Annotated in this window: 23 protein-coding genes, 1 tRNA gene and 1 pseudogene; 13 read left to right on the top strand and 12 right to left on the bottom strand. The window is 71.0% G+C overall.

Going from position 1 to position 24,266, the window contains the following annotated elements; genetic code table 11:
- Positions 1–548: 548 nt before the first annotated feature.
- The 5 genes from topA (at position 549) to EDF46_RS16110 (ending at position 6,061) form a co-directional block, all read left to right on the top strand.
- Entirely contained in the window at positions 549–3,464 is a 2,916-nt protein-coding gene (gene topA, locus EDF46_RS16130) for a type I DNA topoisomerase (RefSeq protein WP_123507350.1), read from the top strand.
- Positions 3,464–4,084, top strand: a complete 621-nt coding sequence (tmk, locus tag EDF46_RS16125) for a dTMP kinase (protein WP_123507348.1) — start codon at positions 3,464–3,466, stop codon at positions 4,082–4,084. The genes topA and tmk overlap by 1 nt, the downstream gene beginning before the upstream one ends.
- 2 nt (positions 4,085–4,086) lie before the next feature.
- On the top strand, positions 4,087–5,235 hold the full coding sequence (locus EDF46_RS16120) for a DNA polymerase III subunit delta' (protein WP_123507346.1): 1,149 nt from the start codon (positions 4,087–4,089) through the stop codon (positions 5,233–5,235).
- Positions 5,236–5,280: 45 nt separating this feature from the next.
- Complete coding sequence (locus tag EDF46_RS16115) at positions 5,281–5,949, top strand: TetR/AcrR family transcriptional regulator (RefSeq protein WP_123507344.1); 669 nt, start codon at positions 5,281–5,283, stop codon at positions 5,947–5,949.
- Positions 5,950–5,988: 39 nt separating this feature from the next.
- Positions 5,989–6,061: transfer RNA gene (locus EDF46_RS16110), tRNA-Thr, on the top strand.
- Positions 6,062–6,406: 345 nt separating this feature from the next.
- Here the strand turns inward: EDF46_RS16110 and EDF46_RS16105 are convergent.
- Positions 6,407–6,829, bottom strand: coding sequence for a hypothetical protein (locus tag EDF46_RS16105; protein ID WP_123507341.1), 423 nt, complete (start codon positions 6,827–6,829; stop codon positions 6,407–6,409).
- Between the two features lie 206 nt (positions 6,830–7,035).
- Between EDF46_RS16105 and EDF46_RS16100 the strand changes: the two genes are divergently transcribed.
- From EDF46_RS16100 to EDF46_RS16085, 4 genes are all read left to right on the top strand, one after another.
- Positions 7,036–7,536: an RNA polymerase sigma factor gene (locus tag EDF46_RS16100; RefSeq protein ID WP_158614281.1), complete on the top strand. Its 501-nt coding sequence runs from the start codon at positions 7,036–7,038 to the stop codon at positions 7,534–7,536.
- A gap of 9 nt (positions 7,537–7,545) precedes the next feature.
- Positions 7,546–8,049, top strand: a complete 504-nt coding sequence (locus EDF46_RS16095) for a hypothetical protein (protein ID WP_123507337.1) — start codon at positions 7,546–7,548, stop codon at positions 8,047–8,049.
- Positions 8,046–8,492 carry an META domain-containing protein gene (locus EDF46_RS16090; protein WP_148061241.1) on the top strand — a complete coding sequence of 149 codons (447 nt, stop codon included), beginning with the start codon at positions 8,046–8,048 and terminating at the stop codon, positions 8,490–8,492. The genes EDF46_RS16095 and EDF46_RS16090 overlap by 4 nt, the downstream gene beginning before the upstream one ends.
- Before the next feature lie 89 nt (positions 8,493–8,581).
- Positions 8,582–9,940 carry an LCP family protein gene (locus EDF46_RS16085; RefSeq protein ID WP_123507333.1) on the top strand — a complete coding sequence of 453 codons (1,359 nt, stop codon included), beginning with the start codon at positions 8,582–8,584 and terminating at the stop codon, positions 9,938–9,940.
- Positions 9,941–10,034: 94 nt separating this feature from the next.
- Here the strand turns inward: EDF46_RS16085 and EDF46_RS16080 are convergent, their stop codons facing one another.
- Complete coding sequence (locus EDF46_RS16080; protein ID WP_123507331.1) at positions 10,035–10,289, bottom strand: hypothetical protein; 255 nt, start codon at positions 10,287–10,289, stop codon at positions 10,035–10,037.
- A gap of 23 nt (positions 10,290–10,312) precedes the next feature.
- Positions 10,313–10,570 (bottom strand): hypothetical protein, encoded by a 258-nt coding sequence (locus EDF46_RS16075; protein WP_123507329.1) that lies wholly within the window; start codon positions 10,568–10,570, stop codon positions 10,313–10,315.
- Positions 10,571–10,696: 126 nt separating this feature from the next.
- Here EDF46_RS16075 and EDF46_RS16070 point away from each other — a divergent pair, with 126 nt between their 5' ends.
- The 4 genes from EDF46_RS16070 (at position 10,697) to EDF46_RS18845 (ending at position 14,293) form a co-directional block, all read left to right on the top strand.
- Positions 10,697–11,623, top strand: a complete 927-nt coding sequence (locus EDF46_RS16070; protein ID WP_123507327.1) for a ribokinase — start codon at positions 10,697–10,699, stop codon at positions 11,621–11,623.
- 103 nt (positions 11,624–11,726) lie between these two features.
- Complete coding sequence (locus EDF46_RS16065; protein WP_123507325.1) at positions 11,727–13,247, top strand: D-alanyl-D-alanine carboxypeptidase/D-alanyl-D-alanine-endopeptidase; 1,521 nt, start codon at positions 11,727–11,729, stop codon at positions 13,245–13,247.
- Between the two features lie 147 nt (positions 13,248–13,394).
- The gene (locus EDF46_RS16060; RefSeq protein WP_123507323.1) at positions 13,395–13,994 is read left to right on the top strand and encodes an isochorismatase family protein; all 600 of its coding nucleotides are present in this window, start codon (positions 13,395–13,397) and stop codon (positions 13,992–13,994) included.
- A 164-nt stretch (positions 13,995–14,158) separates the two neighbouring features.
- Complete coding sequence (locus EDF46_RS18845) at positions 14,159–14,293, top strand: hypothetical protein (RefSeq protein ID WP_255410976.1); 135 nt, start codon at positions 14,159–14,161, stop codon at positions 14,291–14,293.
- Between the two features lie 326 nt (positions 14,294–14,619).
- On the opposite strand, the gene EDF46_RS16055 is transcribed toward EDF46_RS18845, so the two are convergent.
- The 9 genes and pseudogenes from EDF46_RS16055 to EDF46_RS16015 form a co-directional block, all read right to left on the bottom strand.
- Positions 14,620–16,542: an ABC transporter ATP-binding protein gene (locus tag EDF46_RS16055; protein ID WP_123507322.1), complete on the bottom strand. Its 1,923-nt coding sequence runs from the start codon at positions 16,540–16,542 to the stop codon at positions 14,620–14,622.
- A 176-nt stretch (positions 16,543–16,718) separates the two neighbouring features.
- Entirely contained in the window at positions 16,719–18,068 is a 1,350-nt protein-coding gene (locus tag EDF46_RS16050) for an MFS transporter (protein WP_123507321.1), read from the bottom strand.
- Between the two features lie 682 nt (positions 18,069–18,750).
- Positions 18,751–19,359 (bottom strand): annotated as a pseudogene (gene ribA / locus EDF46_RS16045) (GTP cyclohydrolase II); the annotation flags it as partial.
- 26 nt (positions 19,360–19,385) lie between these two features.
- Entirely contained in the window at positions 19,386–20,387 is a 1,002-nt protein-coding gene (gene ribD, locus EDF46_RS16040) for a bifunctional diaminohydroxyphosphoribosylaminopyrimidine deaminase/5-amino-6-(5-phosphoribosylamino)uracil reductase RibD (RefSeq protein ID WP_123507560.1), read from the bottom strand.
- Positions 20,388–20,524: 137 nt separating this feature from the next.
- Positions 20,525–21,103 (bottom strand): GNAT family N-acetyltransferase, encoded by a 579-nt coding sequence (locus tag EDF46_RS16035; RefSeq protein ID WP_158614280.1) that lies wholly within the window; start codon positions 21,101–21,103, stop codon positions 20,525–20,527.
- Positions 21,104–21,143: 40 nt separating this feature from the next.
- On the bottom strand, positions 21,144–22,151 hold the full coding sequence (trpS, locus tag EDF46_RS16030; RefSeq protein ID WP_123507318.1) for a tryptophan--tRNA ligase: 1,008 nt from the start codon (positions 22,149–22,151) through the stop codon (positions 21,144–21,146).
- Between the two features lie 54 nt (positions 22,152–22,205).
- On the bottom strand, positions 22,206–23,051 hold the full coding sequence (locus tag EDF46_RS16025; RefSeq protein ID WP_123507317.1) for an exodeoxyribonuclease III: 846 nt from the start codon (positions 23,049–23,051) through the stop codon (positions 22,206–22,208).
- Positions 23,052–23,116: 65 nt separating this feature from the next.
- The gene (locus EDF46_RS16020) at positions 23,117–23,389 is read right to left on the bottom strand and encodes an HPr family phosphocarrier protein (protein WP_123507316.1); all 273 of its coding nucleotides are present in this window, start codon (positions 23,387–23,389) and stop codon (positions 23,117–23,119) included.
- 82 nt (positions 23,390–23,471) lie between these two features.
- On the bottom strand, positions 23,472–24,242 hold the full coding sequence (locus EDF46_RS16015) for a DeoR/GlpR family DNA-binding transcription regulator (protein ID WP_123507315.1): 771 nt from the start codon (positions 24,240–24,242) through the stop codon (positions 23,472–23,474).
- Positions 24,243–24,266 lie beyond the last annotated feature (24 nt).

The raw sequence follows: 24,266 nt of genomic DNA, 5'->3' as shown, positions 1-24,266 counted from the left end.
TGGCCGTTCTGACCGCCGCAGGGGTCTCGGTGGCCGCTCGGCTCATCGACGGTCACGCCCTCGCCGCTGCGGCCGATGCCTCCGCCCTGGCCGCGGCTGATGTGGCATCCGGACGTTCGCCGGGTGTTCCCTGCGCGGCGGCCGAGCGCCTGGCGAGTGCCAACCGGGCTCGCGTCGATGCCTGCGCAATAGAAGGGGTCGTGGCGACCGTCCGCGTCGTCCGGGCGGGGGCACTCGGCGATCTGACGGCTACGGCGACTGCGGGGCCTCCGGGTTCCCCGCCAGGCCGAGCGGTCGGCCGGCTGCGCACCGGTCCACGGCCCGCTCTCTGTCGGCGCAGAGGAATGAACGGCGAGACCCGGGCGCTGTGTGTGTATGGTGTGCCTGTCGGATGCACCGACACGGCGACGCACCGATCGCCTGGCGATGATGCCGTCGAGCATCCGGGCCGGCGCACGCTCTCCTCTATAAGACAGAGACACGAGCTCGTCGCAACCAAGCCGTCTGCGCGATTCGCAGACAGTCTTTTCCACCATCCAAGGAGTCCCGTGGCAGACACGAAGAAGCTGGTCATCGTCGAGTCGCCCGCGAAGGCGAAGACGATCGGCCAGTATCTGGGCAGCGGATACGAGGTGCTCGCCTCGGTCGGGCACATCCGCGACCTCGTCGAGCCCAAGAACCTCCCGGCCGACAAGAAGACGGGCTCGCTCGGCAAGTTCTCGGTCGACGTCGAGAACGGCTTCGAGCCCTACTACGTCGTGTCGGACGCCAAGAAGAAGACGGTCGCCGATCTGAAGCGCGCGCTGAAGAACGCCGACGAGCTCTACCTCGCCACTGATGAGGACCGCGAGGGCGAGGCCATCGCGTGGCACCTCCTGCAGGAGCTCAAGCCCAAGGTGCCCGTCAAGCGAATGGTCTTCCACGAGATCACCAAAGACGCCATCCAGAAGGCCCAGGAGAACACCCGCGAGCTCGACACGGCTCTCGTCGACGCCCAGGAGACCCGCCGCATCCTCGACCGCCTCTACGGCTACGAGGTCTCGCCCGTGCTCTGGCGCAAGGTCGGTCCCGGCCTGTCCGCCGGCCGCGTGCAGTCGGCCGCGACCCGCCTCGTCGTCGACCGGGAGCGCGAGCGCCTCGCGTTCGTCTCCGCCAACTACTGGGACCTCTCGGGCATCTTCTCGCCCACGCCGGAGCGCTCTCCCTTCGCGGCGCGCCTCGTCCGCGTCGACGGCAGCCGCGTCGCCTCCGGTCGCGACTACGACGACCGCGGCCAGATCAAAGGCGACGTCACCGCGCTGGACGCCGAGTCGGCGCAGGCGCTCGCCGCAGCGCTCTACGCGCCCGGTGTCGGCGTGGTCGTGCAGTCGGTGGAGTCCAAGCCCTACACGCGCCGGCCCGCCGCCCCGTTCACGACCTCGACGCTTCAGCAGGAGGCGGCGCGCAAGCTCCGCTTCTCGGCCCGCCAGACGATGAGCGTGGCGCAGTCGCTCTACGAGAACGGCCACATCACCTACATGCGAACCGACTCGCCGTCGCTGTCGCAGCAGGCGATCACCGCGGCCCGCACCCAGGCCGCGAAGCTCTACGGCTCCGACACCGTGCCCGAGAAGGTCCGCGTCTACACGGGCAAGAGCAAGAACGCCCAGGAGGCGCACGAGGCGATCCGTCCGTCGGGCGACACCTTCAAGACGCCGACCGAGCTGCAGAGCACGCTCCGCGGCAACGACTGGAAGCTCTACGACCTGATCTGGAAGCGCACCGTCGCCTCGCAGATGGCCGACGCCAAGGGCTCCACGGCGTCCGTCGTCGTCGCGGCCACCACGGCGTCGCCCGTCACCGGGATCGCGAAGGACGGTGCCTCGAGCACCGTCGCCGAGTTCGTCGCGACCGGTACCGTCATCACCTTCCGCGGATTCCTCGCCGCCTACGAGGAGGGCCAGGACGAAGAGCGCCATTCGTCCGACTCCGCTCCGGCCGACGATGCCAAGCTCCCCGTGCTCAAGGAGGGCCAGGCGCTCGTCATCGACGACGTCGAGGCCAAGGGGCACGACACCTCCGCTCCGCCGCGCTACACCGAGGCGAGCCTCGTCAAGACGCTCGAAGAGCTCGGGATCGGGCGCCCCTCGACCTACGCCGCGATCATGTCAACCATCGTCGACCGCGGCTACGTCACGCCGCGCGGCACGGCCCTCGTGCCGAACTGGATCGCCTTCTCGGTGGTACGCCTGCTCGAGGACTACTTCGGCGATCTCGTCGAGTACGACTTCACCGCGTCGATGGAAGACGACCTCGACCTCATCGCCGGCGGCGAGGCCGATCGGGTCGAGTGGCTGAACGGCTTCTACTTCGGCAACGAGTCGCACCGCGGCCTCCGCAAGGTCGTCGACAACCTCGGCGAGATCGACGCGCGCGACATCAACTCGATCGACCTCGGCGAGGGCATGACCCTTCGCATCGGCCGCTACGGGCCATACCTCGAGACGCCGGGCGACGACCCCGAGACGCCTCGCCGCGTCAACGTGCCCGAAGACCTGGCGCCCGACGAGCTCACCCCCGCCAAAGCGCGCGAGCTCATCGACGCCCCGGTGATCGGCGACCGCGTGCTCGGCCTCAACCCCGACTCGGGCAAGGAGGTCGTCGCGAAGGACGGCCGCTTCGGACCCTACGTCACCGAGCGACCCGTCGAGGTGCCCGAGGACGACATCGCGGCCGACTCCGAGACCGGCGAGATCCTCGAGTCGGCGGCCGCTTCCGCATCGGGCACGACGCTGACCAAGGCGCCCGCGAAGAAGGCTCCTGCGAAGAAGGCCCCCGCCAAGAAGGCGGCTGCTCCCAAGGAGCGCACCGCGTCGCTCTTCAAGTCGATGGACGTCGACTCGATCGACCTCGCGACCGCTCTCAAGCTGCTCGATCTGCCGCGCATCGTCGGCGTCGACCCCGAGTCGGGCGACGAGATCCAGGCGCAGAACGGCCGATACGGGCCTTACCTCAAGAAGGGCGCCGACACCCGGTCGCTCACCAGCGAGGATCAGATCTTCGACGTCGACCTGGCGGGAGCTCTCGAGCTCTACGCGCAGCCCAAGTACGGCGCCCGGCGTGCGTCGAGCGCCCTCAAGGACTTCGAGGCACCCGACCCGGTCAGCGGCAAGGCGATCAAGATCAAGGACGGCCGCTTCGGCGCCTACGTCACCGACGGCGAGACGAACGCGACGATCCCGCGCGGCGAGACCGTCGAAGAGGTCGACTTCGACCGCGCCGTGCAGCTGATCGCCGACAAGCGCGCCAAGGGCCCTGCGAAGAAGCCCGCGGCGAAGAAGGCTCCGGCCAAGAAGCCGGCCGCCAAGAAGCCGGCCGCGAAGAAGCCCGCCGCCGCCAAGCCCGCCGCCGCCAAGACCACGACGACCCGCAAGCCGGCCGCCCGCGCGGCCGCCACGAAGCCTGCGGCGACCGAGTCCGAGTAGTGTCCGGCCTCTTCATCACGCTCGAGGGGGGAGACGGCGTCGGCAAGTCGACGCAGGCCGCCCTGCTCGAGACCTGGCTCACCGAGCAGGGGCAGACGGTCGTGCGCACGCGCGAACCCGGCGGCACCGACCTCGGCGCCGAGATCCGCACGATGGTGCTGCACCGGCGCGGCCACATCGCCCCGCGCGCCGAGGCCCTCCTCTACGCGGCCGACCGCGCCCATCACGTGTCGACGCTCGTTCGCCCCGCGCTCGAGCGCGGCGAGGTCGTGCTCCAGGACCGCTACCTCGACTCGTCCGTCGCCTACCAGGGCGCCGGCCGGGTGCTCGGCGGCGACGAGATCCGCGACCTGTCTCTCTGGGCGGCCGAGGGCCTCCTGCCCGATCTGACCGTGCTGCTCGACCTCGACGAGACCGCGAGCCGCGCCCGTCTCGACTCCGACGCGAAGGAGTACGACCGGCTCGAGGCCGAGGCCGCCGACTTCCACGCGCGGGTCCGACGCGCCTTCCTGGCCCTGGCCGATGCCGAGCCCGAGCGCTTCCTCGTGATCGACGCCACCCGCAGCTGCGACGACATCGCCGCGGTCATTCAGGCGCGCGTCCGAGAGCTGCTGGGCTGACCGTGGGCTTCTGGGATCACCTCACCGGCCAGGACGACGCCATCCGCTCCCTCCGCGCGGCCGCGTCGACAGCGCCCGGCAACCGCGCCATGTCGCACTCCTGGCTGATCACCGGCCCGCCCGGCTCCGGCCGCTCCAACCTCGCCTACGCGTTCGCCGCGGCGTTGCTGTCGCGCGGACCGGCCGACGAAGACGCCACTCTCGCCCAGGTGCACGCCCGGTCGCACCCCGACCTCGCCGTTCTGAGCACCGACCGCGTCATCATCAAGATCGACGAAGTCCGCGAACTGGTCAGGAACTCGCAGTACTCGCCGTCGGTCGGCCGCTACCGCGTGGTCGTCGTCGAGGATGCCGACCGCATGACCGAGCAGACCTCGAACGTGCTCCTCAAGGCGCTCGAGGAGCCCCCGTCGAGCACGGTCTGGATCCTCTGCGCGCCGAGCGAGGCGGACCTCATCCCGACGATCCGGTCGAGGGTGCGATCAGTGCGGCTGCGAGTTCCTGCGCCCGCTGACGTGGCCACGCTCCTCCGCGAGAGAGACGGCATCGACGCCGGGACGGCGCTGCTGGCCGCGCGCGAAGCGCAGAGCCACATCGGGATGGCGAGACGCCTGGCGACCGACCCCGAGGCCCGCGCGAGACGCCGCCAGACCCTCGACACGGTTCTGTCGATCCGGTCCGTGTCGGACGCCGTCGTGGCCGCCGGCGTGCTGCTCGCGGTCGCCGGCGACGACGCCAAGGCCTTCACCGCCGAGCGGGACGAGCAGGAGCGGGAGAGCGCCCTCCGATCGCTCGGAGTAGCACCGGGCGGCACGATCCCGCCGGCCCTGCGCTCGCAGATGCGGACCCTCGAGGAAGACCAGAAGCGCCGCGCCACGAGGTCGCTGCGCGACGGGATCGACCGCATCCTCGTCGACCTGCTCTCGCTCTACCGCGACATCCTGCTGCTTCAGCTGGGCGGCGTCGACGAGCCCATCAACGACAGCATCCGGCCCCGGCTCGATCAGGCTGCGCAGTCGTCGACCGCGGCCTCGACGCTGCGGGTGCTCGACGCCGTGCAGACGGCTCGCGAGCGGGTCGACCGGAACGTCGCCGCGCTGCTTGCCCTCGAGGCGATGCTCATCGCGGTGAGCCGTCACTCCACCCGATAGGTGCACGGTCAGCAGTTTCGCCAGCGCGTAGGCCAAGATGGTCGCATGACCGACCCGCAACCCGGCCTTCGCGAACGCAAACGACTCGCAACGCGGCGAGCCATCCAGGTGGCAGTGCTGCGCCTCGTCCGCGACAGGGGATACGACGCCGTCACCGTCGACATGATCGCGAACGACGCCGACGTGTCGCCCCGCACGTTCTTCAACTACTTCTCGTCGAAAGAGGAGGCCGTCGTCGGCGACCCGCCTCTCGTGCCCGACGGCGAGGCTCTCGACCGGTTCGTCAGCGCCCGCGGCCGCGACCTCGTGCTCTCGGACGTCGTCGGCATCCTCGAGGCCGCGACCGAGGAGTTCCTCACCGACCGCGAGCTCGTCGTCGCCCGCCGCGCGGTCCTGCGCGACCACCCCGAGCTGTTCGCCCGCCGCAACGCCTCCATGCACGAGTTCGAAGCGCAGATCCAAGACCTCGTCGGCAGGCGGCTCGCCGCCGACGACCCCGGCCTGGCCGCCGACGCCGACCGCCTCGCCAGCGAATCGCACCTCGCAGGCCTCGTCGTGATGGCGACCCTCCGCCACGCCTGGGCCGAGTGGATCGAGCAGAAGCCGGTCGAGCTCGGCGCCGCCGAGATCGAGCACACCCTCCGGCAACACCTCGAGCACAGCTTCACGACGCTCGGAACACTGTGGTCACGACAAGGCTCCGCGATCGGGTAATGTATCTGACTGTGCGTTCGAGCAACCACTCGAAATCACGCCGCCTTAGCTCAGTCGGTAGAGCGTCTCACTCGTAATGAGAAGGTCGTCAGTTCGATTCTGACAGGCGGCTCCCTTGGGCATTCGCTGTTCGCGTCTCGCTTCGCTCGCCGCTCGCATGCCGCGGTCGCGGTGTTTGTCTGGCGCCTTCGGCGCGCGCGTCAGAGGCCGCAAGCGGCCTTGACGCTGTGGCCTTTGGCCGCGGGGCGGCCTTGGCCCTGGCGGGAATCTTCCGACGGAGGGTGGGGCCATTGGCCGCGGGGCGGCCTCGGCCCTGGCGGGAATTTTCCGACGGAGGGTGGGGCCATTGGCCGCGGGGCGGCCTCGGCCCTGGCGGGACCTTCCGACGGCGGGTGGTGCGACGGGCGACGGCGCCTGGCGGTTTCCTCCGACGGCGGGTGCGCGACGGGCCGGGGGGTCAGCTGTCGCCCTGGTCTAGGACCCGCCAGCCGGCCGACGTTCGCGTGAAGCACAGCATCCAGTCCTGCGTCCCCGCCTGGATCGTCTCGTCGCTGCTGGCCGTCGTCCGCATCGTGAACGGCACGCAGTAGTCGCCCGCCGGCTCGCCCGTCGGGTCCGGCCTGCCGACGCCTGAGAACGCCAGCATGCGCGGGTCGCGGCACCAGGCGAACGTCCCCGTGCCCGGACCATCGGGCGCGTGCACGGTCAGCGCGTCCGTCAGCCCGCAGTCCTCCGTCGTCGCGGCGCGCAGGTACGCCAGCGCGACGTCTCGGACCGGGGCCGACGGCGCAGGAACGGGCCCCCGCACCTCCGTGGCCCTCGTCGCCACGGCGTGCCCCCCGACGCCCGCCCCGACTGCGACCACCGCCGCGACGATCATCCACTCGCTCTCATCCGCCCAGCGTCGCGGTCGCGGGCGGGCCCCGCCATCGGCCTGGAGGACGAGATCGCCAAAGGCCGGGCGGGGTCGGAGCCGGAGGGCAGTTCCTGCGCCCGAGAAAATTCGGGTCGGGATGTCAGGATGTGGCTCCTGACGACATTGCCTGGGTGGAGGACCACATGGGGGAGCAAGCGGAACGATCCGACGTGGCCCTGCTCGACGCGTCGAAGCAGGGTGACGTCGGATCGTTCGCGAGCCTGTACGAGAGGCACGCCGGGGCGATCCTGCGGTACTGCTGGGCGAAGGTCGGCCAGCAGCACGCCGCCGAAGACCTCGCGCAGGAGACGTTCGTCGTCGCCTGGACGAAGCGATCGTCTGCGACGGTCGTCGATCAGTCGCTGCTCCCGTGGCTGCTGACGATCAGCCGCAACCACTGCCGCAACCACCTCCGCAAGCATGCGAACCGGGCGACGCTCGAGCTTCGCGACAGCGATGGCACGGTCGGCGACACGGCCGAAGACGCCGCATGGGTCCGGTCCGAGCTCGCCAAGCTGAGCCCGACCGACCAGGAGCTGTGCCGCCTCTGCCTCGTCGAGGGGCAGTCGTACCGCGAGGCGGCCCAGGCGCTCAGCACGACCGAGGCCGCTGTCGGCAAGCGGCTCCAGCGGATCAGGGCGCGCCTCCGCGCCGCCCTCGGACACGAGTAGGAGACCCCGATGACGCAGGAACTCCTGCCCCCCGCCGACGAGACCGACCGCCTGGCGCAGGCCCGCCTCCCCGAGGTGCTCCGCCGCATCGACGCCGTCGAGCGCACCCGACGTCGGCGACGGCGGACTCTGCTCGTCGGGGTGCCGCTCGTCGCGGCGGTGCTGGTGGTCGGCGGCTTCGCCCTTCCGGCCCTGGCGCCGCAGTCGAGCGACATCATGTCGGCGGGCGGCACCTCCGGCGAGAGCTCGCCGACGAGCGGGGGCGTGGCGGCGGACGGAAGCGTCCCGCAGAACGCGTCCGCCGGATCGTTGTCGTGCCAAGGCGCTGCCGCCGTCGCCGGACGCGCGGAGTTCTCGGGCGATCCGACGACCGCCTGCGAGCGACTGCTCCGCCTCCCGGCCGGCTCGCTCGACGACGCCGTGGTCTGCGAGGGGCCCTCCCGCTCGATCTCCGTGTACGCCGACGACCCGGCGACCTGTGCAACTCACGATCAGAAGGTGTGGACCAGATGAACGCTCTCCGAACGGCCGCGATCGCCGCGGCCAGCATGGTGGCCCTCAGCCTGAGCGGATGCGCGGCGATCGAGGAGGCGACGATCGCCAATCCGTTCGGCGACGCGCAGTACACGTCGATGTCCGGGACGGACGGCGGCAAGGCGGTGGAGTGGCTCGGGACGACGCCGCTCACCATGAGCTTCACGCGGATGAACGGGACGCTGACGATGATGATGAACACGCCGTGCAACGCGGTGTCCGTCGACGTTCGAGCTCGTGGCGAGGATCTCGTGCCCACGGGCAGCGCGACTGCGACGGCGATGGGGTGCCGCGCCCGTGAGAGCGGCCAGGAGCACTGGGCCACCGAATTCGCCGCACACACCATGCAGTACACCCGCGATGATTCGACGCTCACCCTCACGAGCGGCGACGAGACGATCCGCTTCTCGGTCGATGACTAGCCTCGGCCGAGCGGTTTGTTAGCGAACCGCAACCTTTGTAGTCTTCGTCAGGACGCGGCACACCCGGCCGCCGAGCACCAGGGAGCCCGATGACGAACGACGACCAGCCCCGACGGGGTCGCCGATCCGCGCAGGAGAGTGAGCCCGCGGCCTCGAGCCAGCCTGCGCCGACCGTCGCGCGGCACGGACGTCTCCGCCGCAGCCGCCCGGCCATCGTCGCGCTCAAGGCCGTCGGCATCGTCGCTGCCGTCGCCCTCGTCAGCACGGTCTCGGTCGCCGGCATCGCCGCGTGGTCGGTCGTGCACGAGGCCCAGCCGTCGGTTCCGTTCACCGCCATCGGTCCGTCGGGCAAGGCGCAGCACAAGACCGAGCAGATCACGGCCTACTCGGGCGAGGTCAACATGCTCGTGGTGGCGTCCGACACCCGGACGGGTCAGGGCGCCGGATTCGATGATGCCGCGAACCAGGCTGCGAGTTCCGGCGTCGGAAACAACGACACCAACCTCCTGATCCACATCAACGAAGACCACACCAGCATGGCCGTCATCAGCCTGCCCCGTGACCTCGAGGTGCCGCTGCCGGCCTGCAAGAACGACTCCGGCGGCACGACGCCCGCCTCATCGCTCGGGATGCTCAACACGTCGCTCGGACGCGGCGGCGTGAAGATGGGCCTTCAGTGCGTGGCGACGACGGTCGCGAGCCTCACCGGCGTGCAGATCGACTACGCCGCCATGGTCAAGTTCGACGGCGTCGTGAAGATGACGACGGCCGTCGGCGGGGTCACCGTGTGCCTGGCCACGCCCCTCGTCGACCCGAACACCGACCCGCCGCTGAACATCCCCACGGCGGGGCCGCACGTGTTCAAGGGCAAGGAGGCCGGGGCGTTCCTGCGGACCCGCGAGGGCGTCGGCTTCGGCGGCGACACCGCGCGCATCAGCAACCAGCAGGTCTTCATGTCGGCGCTCATGCGCAAGATCGTCAACGGGGGAGTCCTGAGCAACCCCGTGCAGCTGTACAACCTCTCGTCGACGGCCCTGAAGAGCGTGCAGAAGTCGTCTAGCCTCACGGCTCCGACGCTCGTCAAGATCGGCGTCGCCGTGAAGTCGATCGGCCTCGACAACATCGTCTTCTTCCAGTACCCGAGCGTCGACGATCCCGCCGACGCCAACCGCCTCATCCCCGACCCGGCCGGCGTCACCGCCCTGAAGGCCGCGCTCGTCAGCAACCAGGCGATCACGCTCGCGCCGGGCAGCCTCGGCCAGTCGGCGCAGCTGGCGACTCCGTCGGCGTCGTCATCGGCGACCTCGGCTCCTGCCGCGCCGGCCACGCCGAAGTCGTCGAGCGCGTCCAAGGCGCCCGCGCCCCGCAAGACCGCCGCTGTGCTCCCGGGTACGGCCACCGGCCAGAGCGCGGCGCAGGAGACGTGCACGGCGAAAAAGGCCTACTGAGGCGGGGCCGGCGCGTCTCCTCGACTAGTGAAATCACGCGAATCGGCGGCTGACGCCTCGGTTTCGCCCGATCTGGCTGGCTGACGACGCGGCGTCAGTCGCCGTGCTCCTCGGACGGGTACCGCTCGCCCTGGGGGTCGTAGGCGGACCCGCGTCCGATCTCCTCGTCGGCGGTGGGAACATGCCGCTCGCCCGAGATGCCGCTGCCGTTGACGGCGACGTAGCCGTCCTCGCCGGAGGTGGCGCCGCCGAGCGGCTCGGTGACGTCGCCGTCCGGAGCCGAGGAGGGAGCCGGAGAGGTGACCGAGGAGGGGGAGGGAAGCGTGGGCTTGTCGTCGTCTGTGCTCATGCGCGTAGACGGTAGCCCCCGCGCTACAGGCGCTCCCAGGGCGCGGGCTTCGGCACGCTGACCCCGCACGCGTTGCAGATCTGCTCGGCCGGCCCGGCGTTCTTGTCGTCGAACACGTCGCGGTGGCGGTCGCAGTAGAGCCAGACCTCGCCGCAGCCGTGCGTCCACGTCCAGAGGGCCTCGTGCGAGCAGCCCTCCCACTCGCACGACACGGTGTCGTCGAGTCCGTCGAGCACGACGAGCTCGAAGTCGATCTCCCACGTGATCTCGGTGCTGGGCATGCTGCCTCCTACGGCGAGCAGAGCGGCGTTCGTCAGAGCCGGAGCGTTGACCTATTTCAGCACGCCGGCGGGTAGAACGGCCCGATCGAGCCTGGAGGTGCGCACCAGGTGTGAAAGGCTTACGGCGTGAACACCAAGCGCGTCATCGTCGTCGGCTCCGCGAATCAGGACTACCTGGTGCGCACCGTCCGCGCACCCCAGCCGGGCGAGACCGTCATGGCCACCGGCCTGACCAAGCAGCCGGGCGGCAAGGGCGCGAACCAGGCCGTCGCGGCGGCGCGACTCGGGGGAGACGTGCACTTCGTGGGCGCGGTCGGTCGGGACGACGACGGGGCCCGGATCCTGCGTTCCCTGGACTCAGACGGGGTGTCGGTCGACGACGTGCGGATCGTCGACGGGCAGCCCACCGGACTCGCCCTGATCTCGATCGACGACACCGGCGAGAACTCGATCACCGTGGTCTCGGGTGCCAACGGCACGGTGACGGCCGAGCGCGCCGCCGCCGCGGTCGTCAGGCTGGCCTCGGACGACGCTCTCCTGTCCATGCAGGGCGAGCTGCCGCGTGACGTGCTCGAGGCCTCCGCGCGCGCGGCTGCCGTCGCCGGCGCCCGCGTCGTGCTCAACCTCGCGCCGTACCTCGAGATCGACGCCGACGTCGTCGCGCTCGCCGACCCCGTGATCGTCAACGAGACCGAGGCCGCCGAGATGACGGGGCTCTCGATCGCCAGCGTCGACGAGGCCCTCGTCGCCGTCGACTCGCTCACCAAGCGGGCTCTCTCCGCCGTCATCACGCTCGGGTCGCTCGGCGCGGTCTGGGCGAATCGCGGCGAGCACGGCCACGTCGAGGCGAACCGGGTCGAGCACGTCGTCGACACCACCGGCGCGGGCGACGCCTTCTCGGGTGCCCTCGTCTCCAGCCTCGCCGCGGGCAGCGACCTCGAAGGGGCCGTCCGACTCGGAGCCCTCGCCGGCAGCTTCGCCGTTCGCGGCATCGGCGCCCAGTCGTCGTACCCGCGAGAGTCCGATCTCGGGGCCGGCCCCGCCGTGGGCTGACGCCTACCCGGGCGGGCTCGGCCCCGCCGCGGGCTGACGCCTGCCCGGACGGGGGTGATCGCCGCCGTTCGCTTTCTCGCCCGTCTTTCGTAGGATGGTCGCGATGACTTCCGACGACGAGGCCACCCGGGCCGGCCTGCTCTCCCGGGCCGGCGCCTTCTTCCGCACCCACCCGCGGGGTACCGCCATCACCGGCGGAGCCCTCGCTCTCGTGATCTTCGGCGGCGGCGCGCTCGCGGCAGGTGCCGCTACGGCGCCCACGTCCGCTCCCGCGACCAGCGCTCCCGCCGTCGCTCGCTCGGCGTCCGCGGCGCCGTCCTCCTCGGCCGCGTCCACTCCGAAGGCGACGCCGAAGGCCACGTCGAAGGCGACGCCGAAGACCACAGCGCGTTCTGCCCCCTCGCCCGTGCCCTCGGCCGTTCCGCTGCGCACCTGCACCGTCGCCGGCGCGGCGTCCGACGCCCGGCTCGGCACCTTCGAGGGCACCGTGCTCGATGCCAAGTCCGGCGCCACGCTCTTCGACCGCAGCGGGTCGACCCCCGCGCGCACCGGAAGCGTCATGAAGACGCTCACCACGGCCGTCGCGCTCGCCGACCTCGGCGCCGACTACCGCTTCACGACCAAGGTCGTCGGCTCCACCACCGGCACGGGCATCGCCCTCGTCGGCGGCGGCGATGCGACCCTGAGCGCCACTCCGGCGGGCTCGGAGAGCATCTACCCGGGCGCCCCGAAGCTGAGCACCCTCGCCGCCGAGGTGAAGGCGAAGCTCGGCACCAAGAAGATCACGAACATCGTGCTCGACGACAGCTACTGGAGCGACGCCGACGCGTACGACCCCAGCTGGCCGGCGAGCGAGCTCACCATCGGCTACCAGCCCCGCGTCGTCTCGCTGATGGTCGACGGCGACCGCGCCAACCCGACCCTGTCGGTCAGCCCCCGCTCGAGCGACCCCGTCGGCCGCGCCGGCGAGGCGTTCCGCACGGCGCTCGTCGCCGCCAAGGTCTCGGGTGCCTCGACGGCCGCTCTCACCCGCGGAACCGCCAAGAGCACCGACGTGCTCGCCGAGGTCAAGTCGCAGCCGGTCTCGACCCTCATCGGCCAGATGATCCCGAACAGCGACAACACGCTCGCCGAGATGATGGCCCGGGTGTCGTCGAAGGTGTCGGGCTCCGACGGCTCCGCGGCATCACTCACGGCCGTCTACCAGAAGGCCCTCAAAGGCACCTACGGCCTCGACGCCTCCACCATCAAGATCGTCGACGGCTCGGGTGAGAGCGCCAACAACGGCGTGCCCAGCGCCCTCGAGGCGTCGCTGATGCGCAAGGTCCTCGCAGGCGAGGGGTCGCTCAAGCTCCTCTACGACTCGCTCCCGGTCTCCGGTCAGTCCGGCACCCTCTCCACCCGCTTCACCGGCGCCAACGCCATCGCACGCGGCGCCATCCACGCCAAGACCGGCTGGATCGACAGCGCCTACACCCTTGCCGGAACCGTCGACGCGAAAGACGGGACCCAGCTCACCTTCGCGTTCTACGCGATCGGCAATGTGAGCGGCACGGCGCGGGAGGCCCTCGACACGCTCGCCACGGCGGTCTACTCGTGCGGTGCGAATCTGAGCGACGACTAGTTCCTGCGCGCGCTGCCTGCTCCCAAGGGCGGTGAGGAGTCGCTGGTTGCTGCCCGGGGCGGCCTCGTCGACAAGCAGCGACCCCTCACGCGGCTCGCGGCTCGCGCGCTGCGCGCTGCGCGCTGCGCGCTGCGGCAGACTGTTGACATGAGCCGCGCCCTTCTCGTCGTCGATGTGCAGAACGACTTCACCGAGGGCGGAGCGCTGGGCGTGGAGGGCGGAGAGGCGGTCGCGGCGGGAGTGACGGCGCTCCTGCACTCGTCGGGCTACGCCGTCGTCATCGCCTCGCGCGACTGGCACGACGCCTCGGGCGACAACGGCGGCCACTTCGCGACCGACGCGTCGCCCGACTTCGTCGAGACCTGGCCTGTCCACTGCGTCGCAGGAACTCCCGGCGCCGCCTACCACGACGCTTTCGACGCTTCGGCCGTCGACGTCCACATCGTCAAGGGCATGGGCGAGCCCGCCTACTCGCTCTTCGAGGGGGTCGTTGCCGGGGTCGACGGGGCGCGCGACGTCAGGGACGGCGTTCCTGAGACGGCGTTCCAGGTGCTCGATCGGCTCGGCGTGACCGAGGTCGACGTCGCCGGGCTGGCCACCGACTACTGCGTGCGCGCGACGGCCCTCGACGCCGTCGCCGCTGGACGTCGCGTGCGCGTGCTCTCCGCCCTCGTCGCGGGTGTCGCGCCGCGGAGCAGCACCGCCGCGCTCGCCGAGCTGCGCGCCGCGGGCGTCGCCGTCGTGTAGCCGCCGGGCCGCCGCGACGTGGCCGTCGTCGTCGCTTCGGCGTCCGGTGGGCGACGCGCGCGGCCATCTCGCGGGGTGGCGCGCCGCGTCGGGCGTGGCGCCGTTCCGTGAGGTGGCCGTCGTCGTCGTGTCGGCGTCCGGCGGGCGACACGCATGGCCATCTCGTGAGGTGGCGCGCCGCGTCGGTGGCGCGCCCGGTGGGTGACGCGCGCGGCCATCTCGTGGGGCGGCTCGCCGCGTCGGGCGCGGCGCCGTTCCGCGAGGTGGCCGTCGTTGTCGTGTCGGCGTCCGGCGGGTGACGCGCACGGCCACCTCGTGAGGTGGCGCGCCGCGTCGTTGGCGCGCCCGGTGGGTGACGCGCGTGGCCATCTCGTGGGGCGGCTCGCCGCGTCGAGCGCGGCGCCGTTCCGCGAGGTGGCCGTCGTTGTCGTGTCGGCGTCCGGCGGGAGACGCGCGCGGCCATCTCGTGAGGTGGCCCGTCACGTCGGCGGCGCGCCGGGTGGGAGACGCGCACGGCCATCTCGTGAGGTGGCCCGCCGCGTCGGCGGCGCGCCGGGTGGGCGACGCGCGGGGCCATCTCGCGCGCTGGCCGGCGCCGGCGCCGACCGCCCGCCTCCGGGGGCCGCTAGACCAGCAGCTGGTGCTTCGCGAGGTCGCGGTAGAGCGGCGTCGAGACGACGAGCTCCGAGTGCGTGCCCACGCCGACGACGCGCCCGCCGTCGAGCACGACGATCTGGTCGGAGTCGACGACGGTCGACAGGCGGTGGGCGATGATGATCAGAGTGCGGTCGACCGCGACGGCGTCGATCGCCTCGCGCAGCCGCTGCTCGTTGATGCCGTCGAGCGACGACGTCGACTCGTCGAGCAGCAGGATCGGCGGCGCGGCCAGGAGCGTCCGCGCGATCGCCAGTCGCTGCTTCTCACCGCCCGAGAGCATCACTCCGTCTTCGCCGACCTGGGTCTCCAGACCTGCATCACCGCGCTCGACCACATTCGTGAGATTCACCGCTTCGAGCACCCGCAGGCAGTCCACGTCGGTCGCGTCGGGGGCGCCGAGCACGAGGTTGTCGCGGATCGTTCCGGCCAGGACCGGGGCGTCCTGCTCGACGTAGCCGATCTGGGCGCGGAGCGACTCGCGGTCGAGCGCCCGGATGTCTTCTCCGCCGAGGCGGATGACGCCGGCGGTCGGATCGTAGAAGCGCTCGATGAGCGCCAGGACGGTCGACTTGCCAGCTCCGGAGGGGCCGACGAGGGCGGTCCGCGTGCCCTGCTCGGCGTGGAAGCTCACGCCGTGGAGGACGGTCAGGTCGTGCGCGGCCGACGGGCGGGGCGCCGTGGGAGAGAGGAGCTCGTCGTCGGCGGGCGGTGCGGCCGGGTACGTGAACTCGACGCCGTCGAACGACAGCGAGTGCGCGGCGGCAGCGACCGGTGCGGCCGCGGCGCTCGCGCCGGCGGGATCGGCGCTCGTCTCGCCGGGCAGATCGATGATCTCCTGGATGCGGCCGAGGGCTCCCAGCGCCGAGTTGACGCTGGTCACGGCTCCGAAGGCCTGGCCGAGCGGCATGATCATCAGGAACAGGAACAGGATGAACGAGACCAGGTCGGCGACCGTGTCGGCGCCGGAGGCCACGCGGTAGCCGCCCACGCCGAGCACGACGAGGAAGGACACCTGCATGGCGATGCTGGCGATCGGCACGACGACGGCGGAGGCGCTGGCGACCTCGAGTCCGCGGTCGTAGGCGCCCTGAGCGTCGACGTCGATGGCGGCGATCTCGCGGTCGGTCGCGCCGGAGGCCCGGACCGTCCGGATGGACGAGATGGCGCGTTCGACGGCGGCGGTCAGATCGCCGACCTTGCGCTGGGCGCGCTGGCTCGCGACGCGGATGCGGCGCGACAGAGTCACGACGACGACGACCGAGACCGCGACGATCAGCACGGTCAGGCCGAGGAGGACGGGGTCGATGATCGCCATGCCGACGATGGCGCCGATGAAGGTCAGCGAGCCGCCGATGGCGTCGACGAGGCCTTGCGTCAGGACGGCGCGGAGGAGGGTCGTGTCGGATCCGACGCGCGACACGAGGTCGCCGGTGCGGCGGGCGTCGAACTCGCTGATGGGGAGGTTGAGCATGCGTGCGACCAGTCGGCGGCGGCTCGAGAGCACGACGGCCTCGCCGGTGCGCTGGAGCAGGTAGTGCTGGAACCCGTTCACCAGGCCGGAGATGACGACGAGCGCGACCAGCGCGACGACCAGGGTGCCGAGCGGCTTGTTCGACTGGACGAAGCCGATGACCTGCTGCACCAGCAGCGGCTGGGCGAGCGAGGCCGCGGCGCCGAGCACGCTGAGCCCGATGATGACGGCGAGCATCGGCTTGTGCTCGAACAGGAAGGGCAGGAGCTGGCTGAACTTCGCGCGCGGCCCCTCGGGGATCGGGCGGCCGTTGCGGTCGAGGCGCGGAGGCCTCGGCTTGCGGGAGCGGCCCCGCGCCTTGCCCGGGGATGCGGGGAGAGGAGCGTCGGTGGTGGGAGGTGCGGCGGTGTCGGAGCTCATTGTGTCCTTCGGGCGGTGATCCTGCGCCCGATTTTAGTCGCGTGCCGCCGCGCGCGGCGAAACCCCCGGCGCCTGTGGAGAAGCCCACGGCGAAACCCCCGGCGCCTGTAGAGGAGCCCACGGCGAAACCCCCGGCACCCGTGGAGGACGGGGCCGGGGGCTTCGGGGTGGATCGCCTAGTTGAGGTTGTCGGAGTAGTCGACGTCGCGCGTCTCGCGGCTCAGGAACAGCGCGGCGAGCGTGATCAGGGCCATCGCCGACAGGTAGACGCCGACGAGCCAGGTGCTGCCTCCGGCCGCCTTCCACAGCGCGACGGCGATGAACGGGGCGACAGCCGCGCCGAGGATGCTCGCCACGTTGTAGCTGATGGCCGAGCCGGTGTAGCGGACGTTCGCCGGGAAGAGCTCCGGCAGCACGGCGCCCATCGGGCCGAAGGTCAGACCCATCAGGATGAAGCCGATCACCAGCAGGCCCTGTGCTCCGGCGAAGCCCGCCGAGAACAGCGGCGAGAACAGGAAGCCGAAGACGAAGATCCCGGCGGTGACGGCGAGCAGCAGGCGACGTCGGCCGAAGCGCTCGGCCAGGGGACCGGAGACGAGCGTGAAGATGCCGAAGAACGCGACTCCGACGATCAGCATCAGCAGGAAGCTCTCGCGCGAGTAACCGAGGCCGGCGACCGGAGCGTCTTTGGCGGCCGTGCCGAAGGTCAGCGTGAACGTGGTCATCAGGTAGAAGAGCGTGTACGTCGCCAGCATGATGAACGTGCCGAGGATCAGCTGGCGCCAGCTGCTGCGGAACACGCGGCCCAGCGGCAGCTTCGACACGTTGCCGGTCTCGACGACCTTCGTGAACGCGGGGGTCTCGACGAGCTTGAAGCGCGCGTAGAGGCCGACGGCCACCAGCACGGCCGAGCCGAGGAACGGGATGCGCCAGCCCCAGGCGGCGAACGCGTCGGCCGACATGCTCACGTTGAGGATCAGGAACAGGCCGTTGGCGACCATGAAGCCGATCGGCGCGCCGAGCTGCGGGAAGGTGCCGTAGATGGCGCGCTTGCCCGCCGGGGCGTTCTCGGTGGCGAGCAGCGCCGCCCCCGACCACTCCCCGCCGAGGCCGAACCCCTGGGCGAAGCGCAGGATCACGAGGAACGTCGGCGCCACGATGCTCCAGCCGGGCGTGGTGCCGGCGGGGATCAGGCCGATGAGGAACGTCGCGATGCCCATCGTCAGCAGCGATGCGATGAGCGTGTTCTTGCGGCCGATGCGGTCGCCGAAGTGGCCGAAGACGATCGAGCCGACGGGGCGCGCGATGAACGCGACGCCGAAGACGGCGAACGATGCGAGCAGGGCGACCGTCGGGTCGGTGTTCGCGAAGAACAGCGTCGGGAACACGAGGACGGCTGCGGTCGCATAGACGTAGAAGTCGTAGAACTCGATCGACGTGCCGATGAGGCTGGCGACGATCACGCGAGCGCGGGAGTTCACAGGGGCGGGGCTGGTCGCCTTGCCGGCGGCGGTCGTTGTTGACATGGGGGTGTTCTCCGTGAACGGATTGCACGGGCACGCCTGGGCCGGCGCGCACACGGTGCGGGCTGGCAGCGAGTGCAACGGGGAGACGGCGCAGGATGACGCGGGAACTCCCGTGCGTCATCGCCACCGGGGAAGTGGTCGGCCGCTCGTGACGACCTGTTCACAGGCTACTACGACACGCCCGAGACGGCGAACCGCCCGGCAAGGATTCGAGCGGCCCGGTCGGGGCCGAGGCACCGACTGCACCCCGCCGCTGGAACCTAGACAAGCTACCTATGCCATCTAGGTAAAACGCCCGTTGACCTGGGGAAAAAGTACCGCATCATCATCGCCGTGTGAAGCCCTAGAAAGCGGAGCCACCTGGCCCATAGAGTGCAGGGGTCTGCCAGTCTTTGGCCGGCACAGATGGCTCACGGGCCCTCGATTGGCTTTCACGGCAGGGAATCGGGCTCGTGAGCCGTCGCAAGGCCGGCATCGTGACGACCGCCGCGTCGCAAGAAGGGCCGCACCTCTCAAGACGAGGTACGGCCCTTACGACCGGCGGAACGCTAGCTTCACGGGCAGGGACACTCCGCGGTCGCCGCGAGGCCAGACAGGCCATCGCTCGCCACACCCTACGCCGACACCGCGCTGGAGTCGACCGGTGGTGCGGGTGACTCCCAGGGAGTCGACGCACGGCGGCTCAGCCGACCGGATCGAAACCCGTGTCGAGCGAGCCGGGCAGCTGGTGGCCCATGCGGTCGCGCTTGGTGTCGAGGTACGCCTCGTTGAAGGCGCCGACCCCGACGACCAGCGGCACCATCTCGGTGACCTCGATGTCGTGCGCGGTGAGCTGCGCCCGCTTGTCGGGGTTGTTCGACAGGAGGCGCACCGACTCCAAGCCCAGATCGCGCAGGATCTCGGCAGCCGCGACGTACTCCCTCGCATCGGCGGGGAGGCCGAGTGCGAGGTTGGCGTCGAGAGTGTCGAGGCCCTCCTCCTGGAGCTTGTAGGCGCGGAGCTTGTTGACCAGCCCGATGCCGCGGCCCTCGTGGCCGCGCAGGTAGATGACGACGCCGCCCTGGTTGTGGATGGTGTCGAGCGCGGCGTCGAGCTGCGGTCCGCACTCGCACTTGAGCGAGCCGAACGCCTCGCCGGTCAGGCACTCCGAGTGCACGCGGACGATAGCGCCGTCGCCGGGCTGACCGGAGACGATGGCGATGTGATCCGCGCCGGTGTCGAGGTCGCGGTAGGCGCGCATCCGGAAGGTCCCGTGGGTGGTCGGGACGGTCGTCTCGACCTCGAAGGTGACGTGCGGGCGCACGGCTGGGGTGTCGGTCATCGGGAGCTCCCGCTCTGAGTGCGGGCGAGGATCGCGAGATCGTCGCCGAGGGGGGTGACGGAGGTCACCGAGAGGTGACGCTGGCCGTCGATAGTGTCTACACCGAGGTCGCCGAGGGCGAGCCGGGGGCCGCCGATCAGCGTCGGGGCGAGGTAGACGAGGTAGTCGTCGACGAGGTCGTTCCGGATCAGCTCGCCGGCGACGGTGGGGCCGCCCTCGACGAAGACGGTGCGGACGTCGCGGGCGAACAGGTCGGAGAGCACCGCTCGGAGGTCGCGCGTGCCGGTCTCGACCAGGCCGCGCGGGTGCTGACGCAGACGCGCGTCGATCGGGACGGGGCGCTCGCCGACGACGACCGGCAGAGGCTGCAGTGGCAGCAGCTCACCGCCGTCGCCGCGGGCGGTGAGAGTGGGGTCGTCGGCGAGCACGGTGCCCGTGCCGACGAGGATCGCGTCATGGTCGGCCCGCTGCTCGTGAACGTGCTGGCGCGCGGCCGTGCCGGTGATCCACTGGCTGGTGCCGTCGGCTGCGGCGGCGCGGCCGTCCAGGCTCGACGCCCATTTGAGCGTGACGAACGGGCGCTGGAGCGACGCGGCGATCAGCCAGCGGCGCATCCACTCGGCGACCTCCGCGGCGAGCACCCCCTCGTCGACGGGGATGCCGGCGGCGCGCAGCCGCTCCTTGCCCCCGCCGGAGTGCGCTCCCGGGTCTTCGACGGCGAACACGACCCGCCCGATGCCGGCCTCGATCAGCGCCTCGGCGCACGGGCCGGTGCGGCCCCAGTGGTTGCAGGGCTCCAGAGTGACGACGGCGGTCAGCCCGCGCGCGCCGCCCGCAGGCAGCTTCGACATGGCGTCGACCTCGGCGTGCGGCGTCCCGGCGCCTCTGTGCCAGCCCTCGGCGACGGTGCGCCCCGCGTCGTCGAGCAGCACGCAGCCGACCGAGGCGTGCGACCCGCGAGCCGGTCCGCGCGATGCCAGGGTCAGCGCGTGGCGCATGGCCTGGACGATCTGTTCGGGGGTGGGGCTCACGGGGGGCTTTCTCTCGAGAAGTGGAGCGGTGGTTCGACCATAACCAACGCCGTGCACCGAGGCGTATTCCGGAAAGGTGGCGTAACAGAGCCTTTACCAAAGCCTCAGGGCGCAGGAACTTCCGGCCCGCCGCCGGGCATCGACTCCTCGGGCCAGCCCGCCTTCTCGCCCCTGTCGTCGCCCGCCGCCAGCCGGGCCTTCCAGCAGGGCGGGTGCTGCCGGTCGCGGTCGGGCTGCAGCCCGGGGCCCTCGCCGACGTAGGTGAACCCGGCTCGGCGGGCCACGCCGGCGGAGCCGCGGTTGCCCACGTAGCCCTCCCACAGGATGTCGGGCATGCCGTCGGCGAAGGCCCAGTCGGCGACGAGCCGCACGGCCTCGGTCATGAGGCCGCGCCCGCGCACTCCGGCAGCCGCCCAGAACCCGATGTCGCGGTGCTGGTGGCGGATGCTGACCATGCCGACGAGGAGGCTGGAGCCGGGCTCGCGGAGGCCCCAGGTGTACTCGCGCCCGGTGGTCCAGCCGCGCTCGACGATCTGCGAGACGAACATCTGGGCGTCCTGGAACGTGTACGGCACCGGGACGGTGGTGAACTCCTGCAGGACCGCGTCTTGGCAGGCGTCGAAGATGGCGCCCGTGTCGGCGGTGCGGGGCACCTCGAGGCGGAGTTGCGGGGACTCCAGCACGAACGGCTTCATGGTCGCGGGGCGAGGGCGGCCGCGGCCGTCAGCGCACCTTCCGGACGAAGCCGATGCGGTCGTAGACGGTCGCCAGCGTCTTCTCGGCGATCTCGGACGCCCGGTCGGCGTTGGCGGAGAGCACGCGGTCGAGCTCGGCGGTGTCGTCGAGGAGCTCGAGCGTGCGCTCGCGCACGGGCGCGAACGTCTCGACCACGACCTCGGCGACGTCCTTCTTGAGATCGCCGTAGCCGCGACCTGCGTACTGCTCCTCGAGGGCCGGGATCGCCGTGCCGGTGAAGGCCGACAGGATCGACAGGAGGTTCGAGACGCCGGCCTTGGCGCCGCGGTCGAAGCGGATCTCGCGCTCGGTGTCGGTGACGGCGCTGCGGATCTTCTTGCTCGTCTTGGACGGCTCGTCGAGCATCCACACGATGCCGCTGTCGGTCGCCGCCGACTTGCTCATCTTCGACTCGGGGTTCTGGAGGTCGTAGATGCGCGCGGTCTCCTTGAGGATGTAGGGCTCGGGCACGACGAACGTCTCGCCGAACCGCGAGTTGAAGCGGTTGGCGAGGTCGCGGGTGAGCTCGACATGCTGCTTCTGGTCGTCTCCGACCGGCACCAGCTCGGCGCCGTAGAGCAGGATGTCGGCCGCCATCAGGATCGGGTAGGTGAAGAGGCCGACCGAGGCCGACTCGGCGCCCTGCTTCGCCGCCTTGTCTTTGAACTGCGTCATGCGGCTGGCCTCGCCGAAGCCGGTCAGCGTGTTCAGCACCCAGGCCAGCTCGGCATGGGCCGGCACCTGGGACTGCACGAACAGGATCGACTTGGCGGGATCGATGCCCCCGGCGATGTACTGGGCCGCGGTGCGGCGCGTGGTGGCACGGAGGGTGGCCGGATCTTGCGGCACGGTGATCGCGTGCATGTCGACGACGCAGAACAGGGCGTCGTGGGTGTCCTGCAGCGCGACCCACTGCTGCAGGGCGCCGATGTAGTTGCCGGCGTGGAGCGAGTCGCCGGAGGGCTGCATGCCCGAGAAGAGGCGGGGAGGAGTCATTGCGTGGCCTAACTGGTGGAGCGGAAGAAAGGAGGGTGCCCGGATGCGGAGGGGCTAGACGTCGTAGTCGACGACCACGGGGGTGTGGTCGGACCATCGCTTGTCGTACGAGTCGGCGCGGTCGACGGAGTAGCTCGTGACCTTGGCGGCGAGCTCGGGGGTGGCCATCTGGTAGTCGATGCGCCAGCCGGAGTCGTTGTCGAACGCCTGGCCGCGCCACGACCACCACGTGTACGGACCGTCGACGTCGCCCGCCTGCTCGCGGCCGATGTCGACCCAGCCGAGCCCCTTGCCGCTGGTGCCGTCGACGCCCTCGACCTTCTTGCCCGCGGGGCCGAAGAAGCGGTCGAAGTAGGCGCGCTCGCGCGGCAGGAAGCCGGCGCGCTTGACGTTGCCCCGCCAGTTCTTGATGTCGAGGGGAGTGTGGCCGACGTTGAGGTCGCCCACGACGACAGCGAGCGGGTTGTGCTTCTCGAGCTGGGGGAGGCGCTTCGACATGGCGTCGAGGAACTTCCACTTCTCGTCTTGCTTGGGGGTGTCGACCTCGCCCGAGTGCACGTAGGTGCTCACGACGGTGACGATCGTGCCGTCGACGTCGTAGTCGGCCTCGAGCCACCGGCCGGCGGTGTCGAACTTCACGGCGCCCAGGTCGACGCGGTGGATCTCGGCCTTCCTGCGGCTCGCGAGGGCGACGCCGGCGCGGCCCTTGGCCGTCGCGGGGTCGTGCAGGATGCTCCACTCGGGACCGAGCAGGCTCTCGATGTCTTCGGTCTGGGCGCGGACCTCCTGCAGAGCCAGGATGTCGACGTCGCGGCTGTCGACCCACTCGCCCATGCCCTTGCGGAAGGCGGCGCGGATGCCGTTGACGTTGACGGTGGCCAGGCGGAGACGAGTACCCATGCGTTAAAGCCTACCGGCGCCTGCCGACATCGAGTCGGGGCGCCGGCGGAGGAGGACGGTGCGGCTCAGGCGGCGTCGTGGTCGGTGGTCAGGAACTCCACCAGCGAGTCGGCGGTGGTCTCGGCGTCGTCGCCCGAGACGGTGAGGACGACCTCGTCGCCCGTGTTCACGCCGAGGCCGAGGAGGCCCAGGATGCTGGAGGCGTTGACGCTCTTATCGCCCTTGGCGATGGTCACCTGGTGGCCGGAGGCGGTCACCGTCTGGACGAAGAGGGACGCCGGGCGGGCGTGGAGGCCGGACGACGAGGCGACGGTCACGGTGCGGGTGGCTTCGGACATGGATGCTGCTCCTTGCGAGGGTTGCGGACGGCGGTGGACGGACGTTGTACGACGGTAGTCGGTGGGGACGGGCGGAGGCTGGTCAGTTCCTGCCGGGCCAGAGGACCTCGGTGCCGGCGGCCTCCACCTCGCGGACGAGGTCGAGGTTGACGGCGGGGTCGGTGATGATCGTATCGATGGCGGCGATGGGCGCCACGCGACCGAACTCCTCGCGGCCGAACTTGGTGTGATCGGCGAGGAGGATGCTGCGCCGGGCGGCCTTGATGAGGGCCGACTTGACCGCGGCTTCCGAGATGTTGTGGGTGGTCAGGCCGCGCTCGGGGGTGATGCCGCCGACGCTGATGAAGGCGGCGTCGACCGAGACCATGCCGACGAGCTGGTGGGTCCAGGTGCCGACGCCGGCCAGCGAGTCGCGGCGGATGCTGCCGCCCAGCAGGTGGAGGTCGATGCCGGGCCGGTTCGCCACGGCCATGGCGACGGGGAGCGAGTGGGTGACGACGGTCAGACCGCGGTCGGAGGGGAGCATCTGCGCGAGGAGGATCGTGGAGGTGCCCGCGTCGATGATGATCGACCCGTTCTCGGGGATCTCGTCGACGGCGGCCTGGGCGATGACCATCTTCTCGGCGGTGTTGATGCCGCCCCGGTCGCCGACGCCCGGGTGGAAGGTCATCCGCTCGACGGGGATGGCGCCGCCGTGAGCCCGGCGGACGAGGCCGCGGCGCTCGAGGCTGGTGAGGTCTCGGCGGATCGTCTCGGGGGTGACCTCGAGGAGCTCGGCGAGGTCTCGGACGTCGACTCGACCGTGCTGGCGGGCCTCCTCGACGATGCGGAGGTGGCGTTCTGGGGCGTACATCGGTCCTCATCGGTGAGAAATGGG

This window comes from Frondihabitans sp. PhB188 (assembly GCF_003752365.1).
In the GTDB taxonomy this organism is placed as follows: Bacteria; Actinomycetota; Actinomycetes; order Actinomycetales; family Microbacteriaceae; genus Frondihabitans.
The sequence above is the reverse complement of the archived record's forward strand: the minus strand, read 5'-3'. Positions and strand labels throughout refer to the sequence as shown.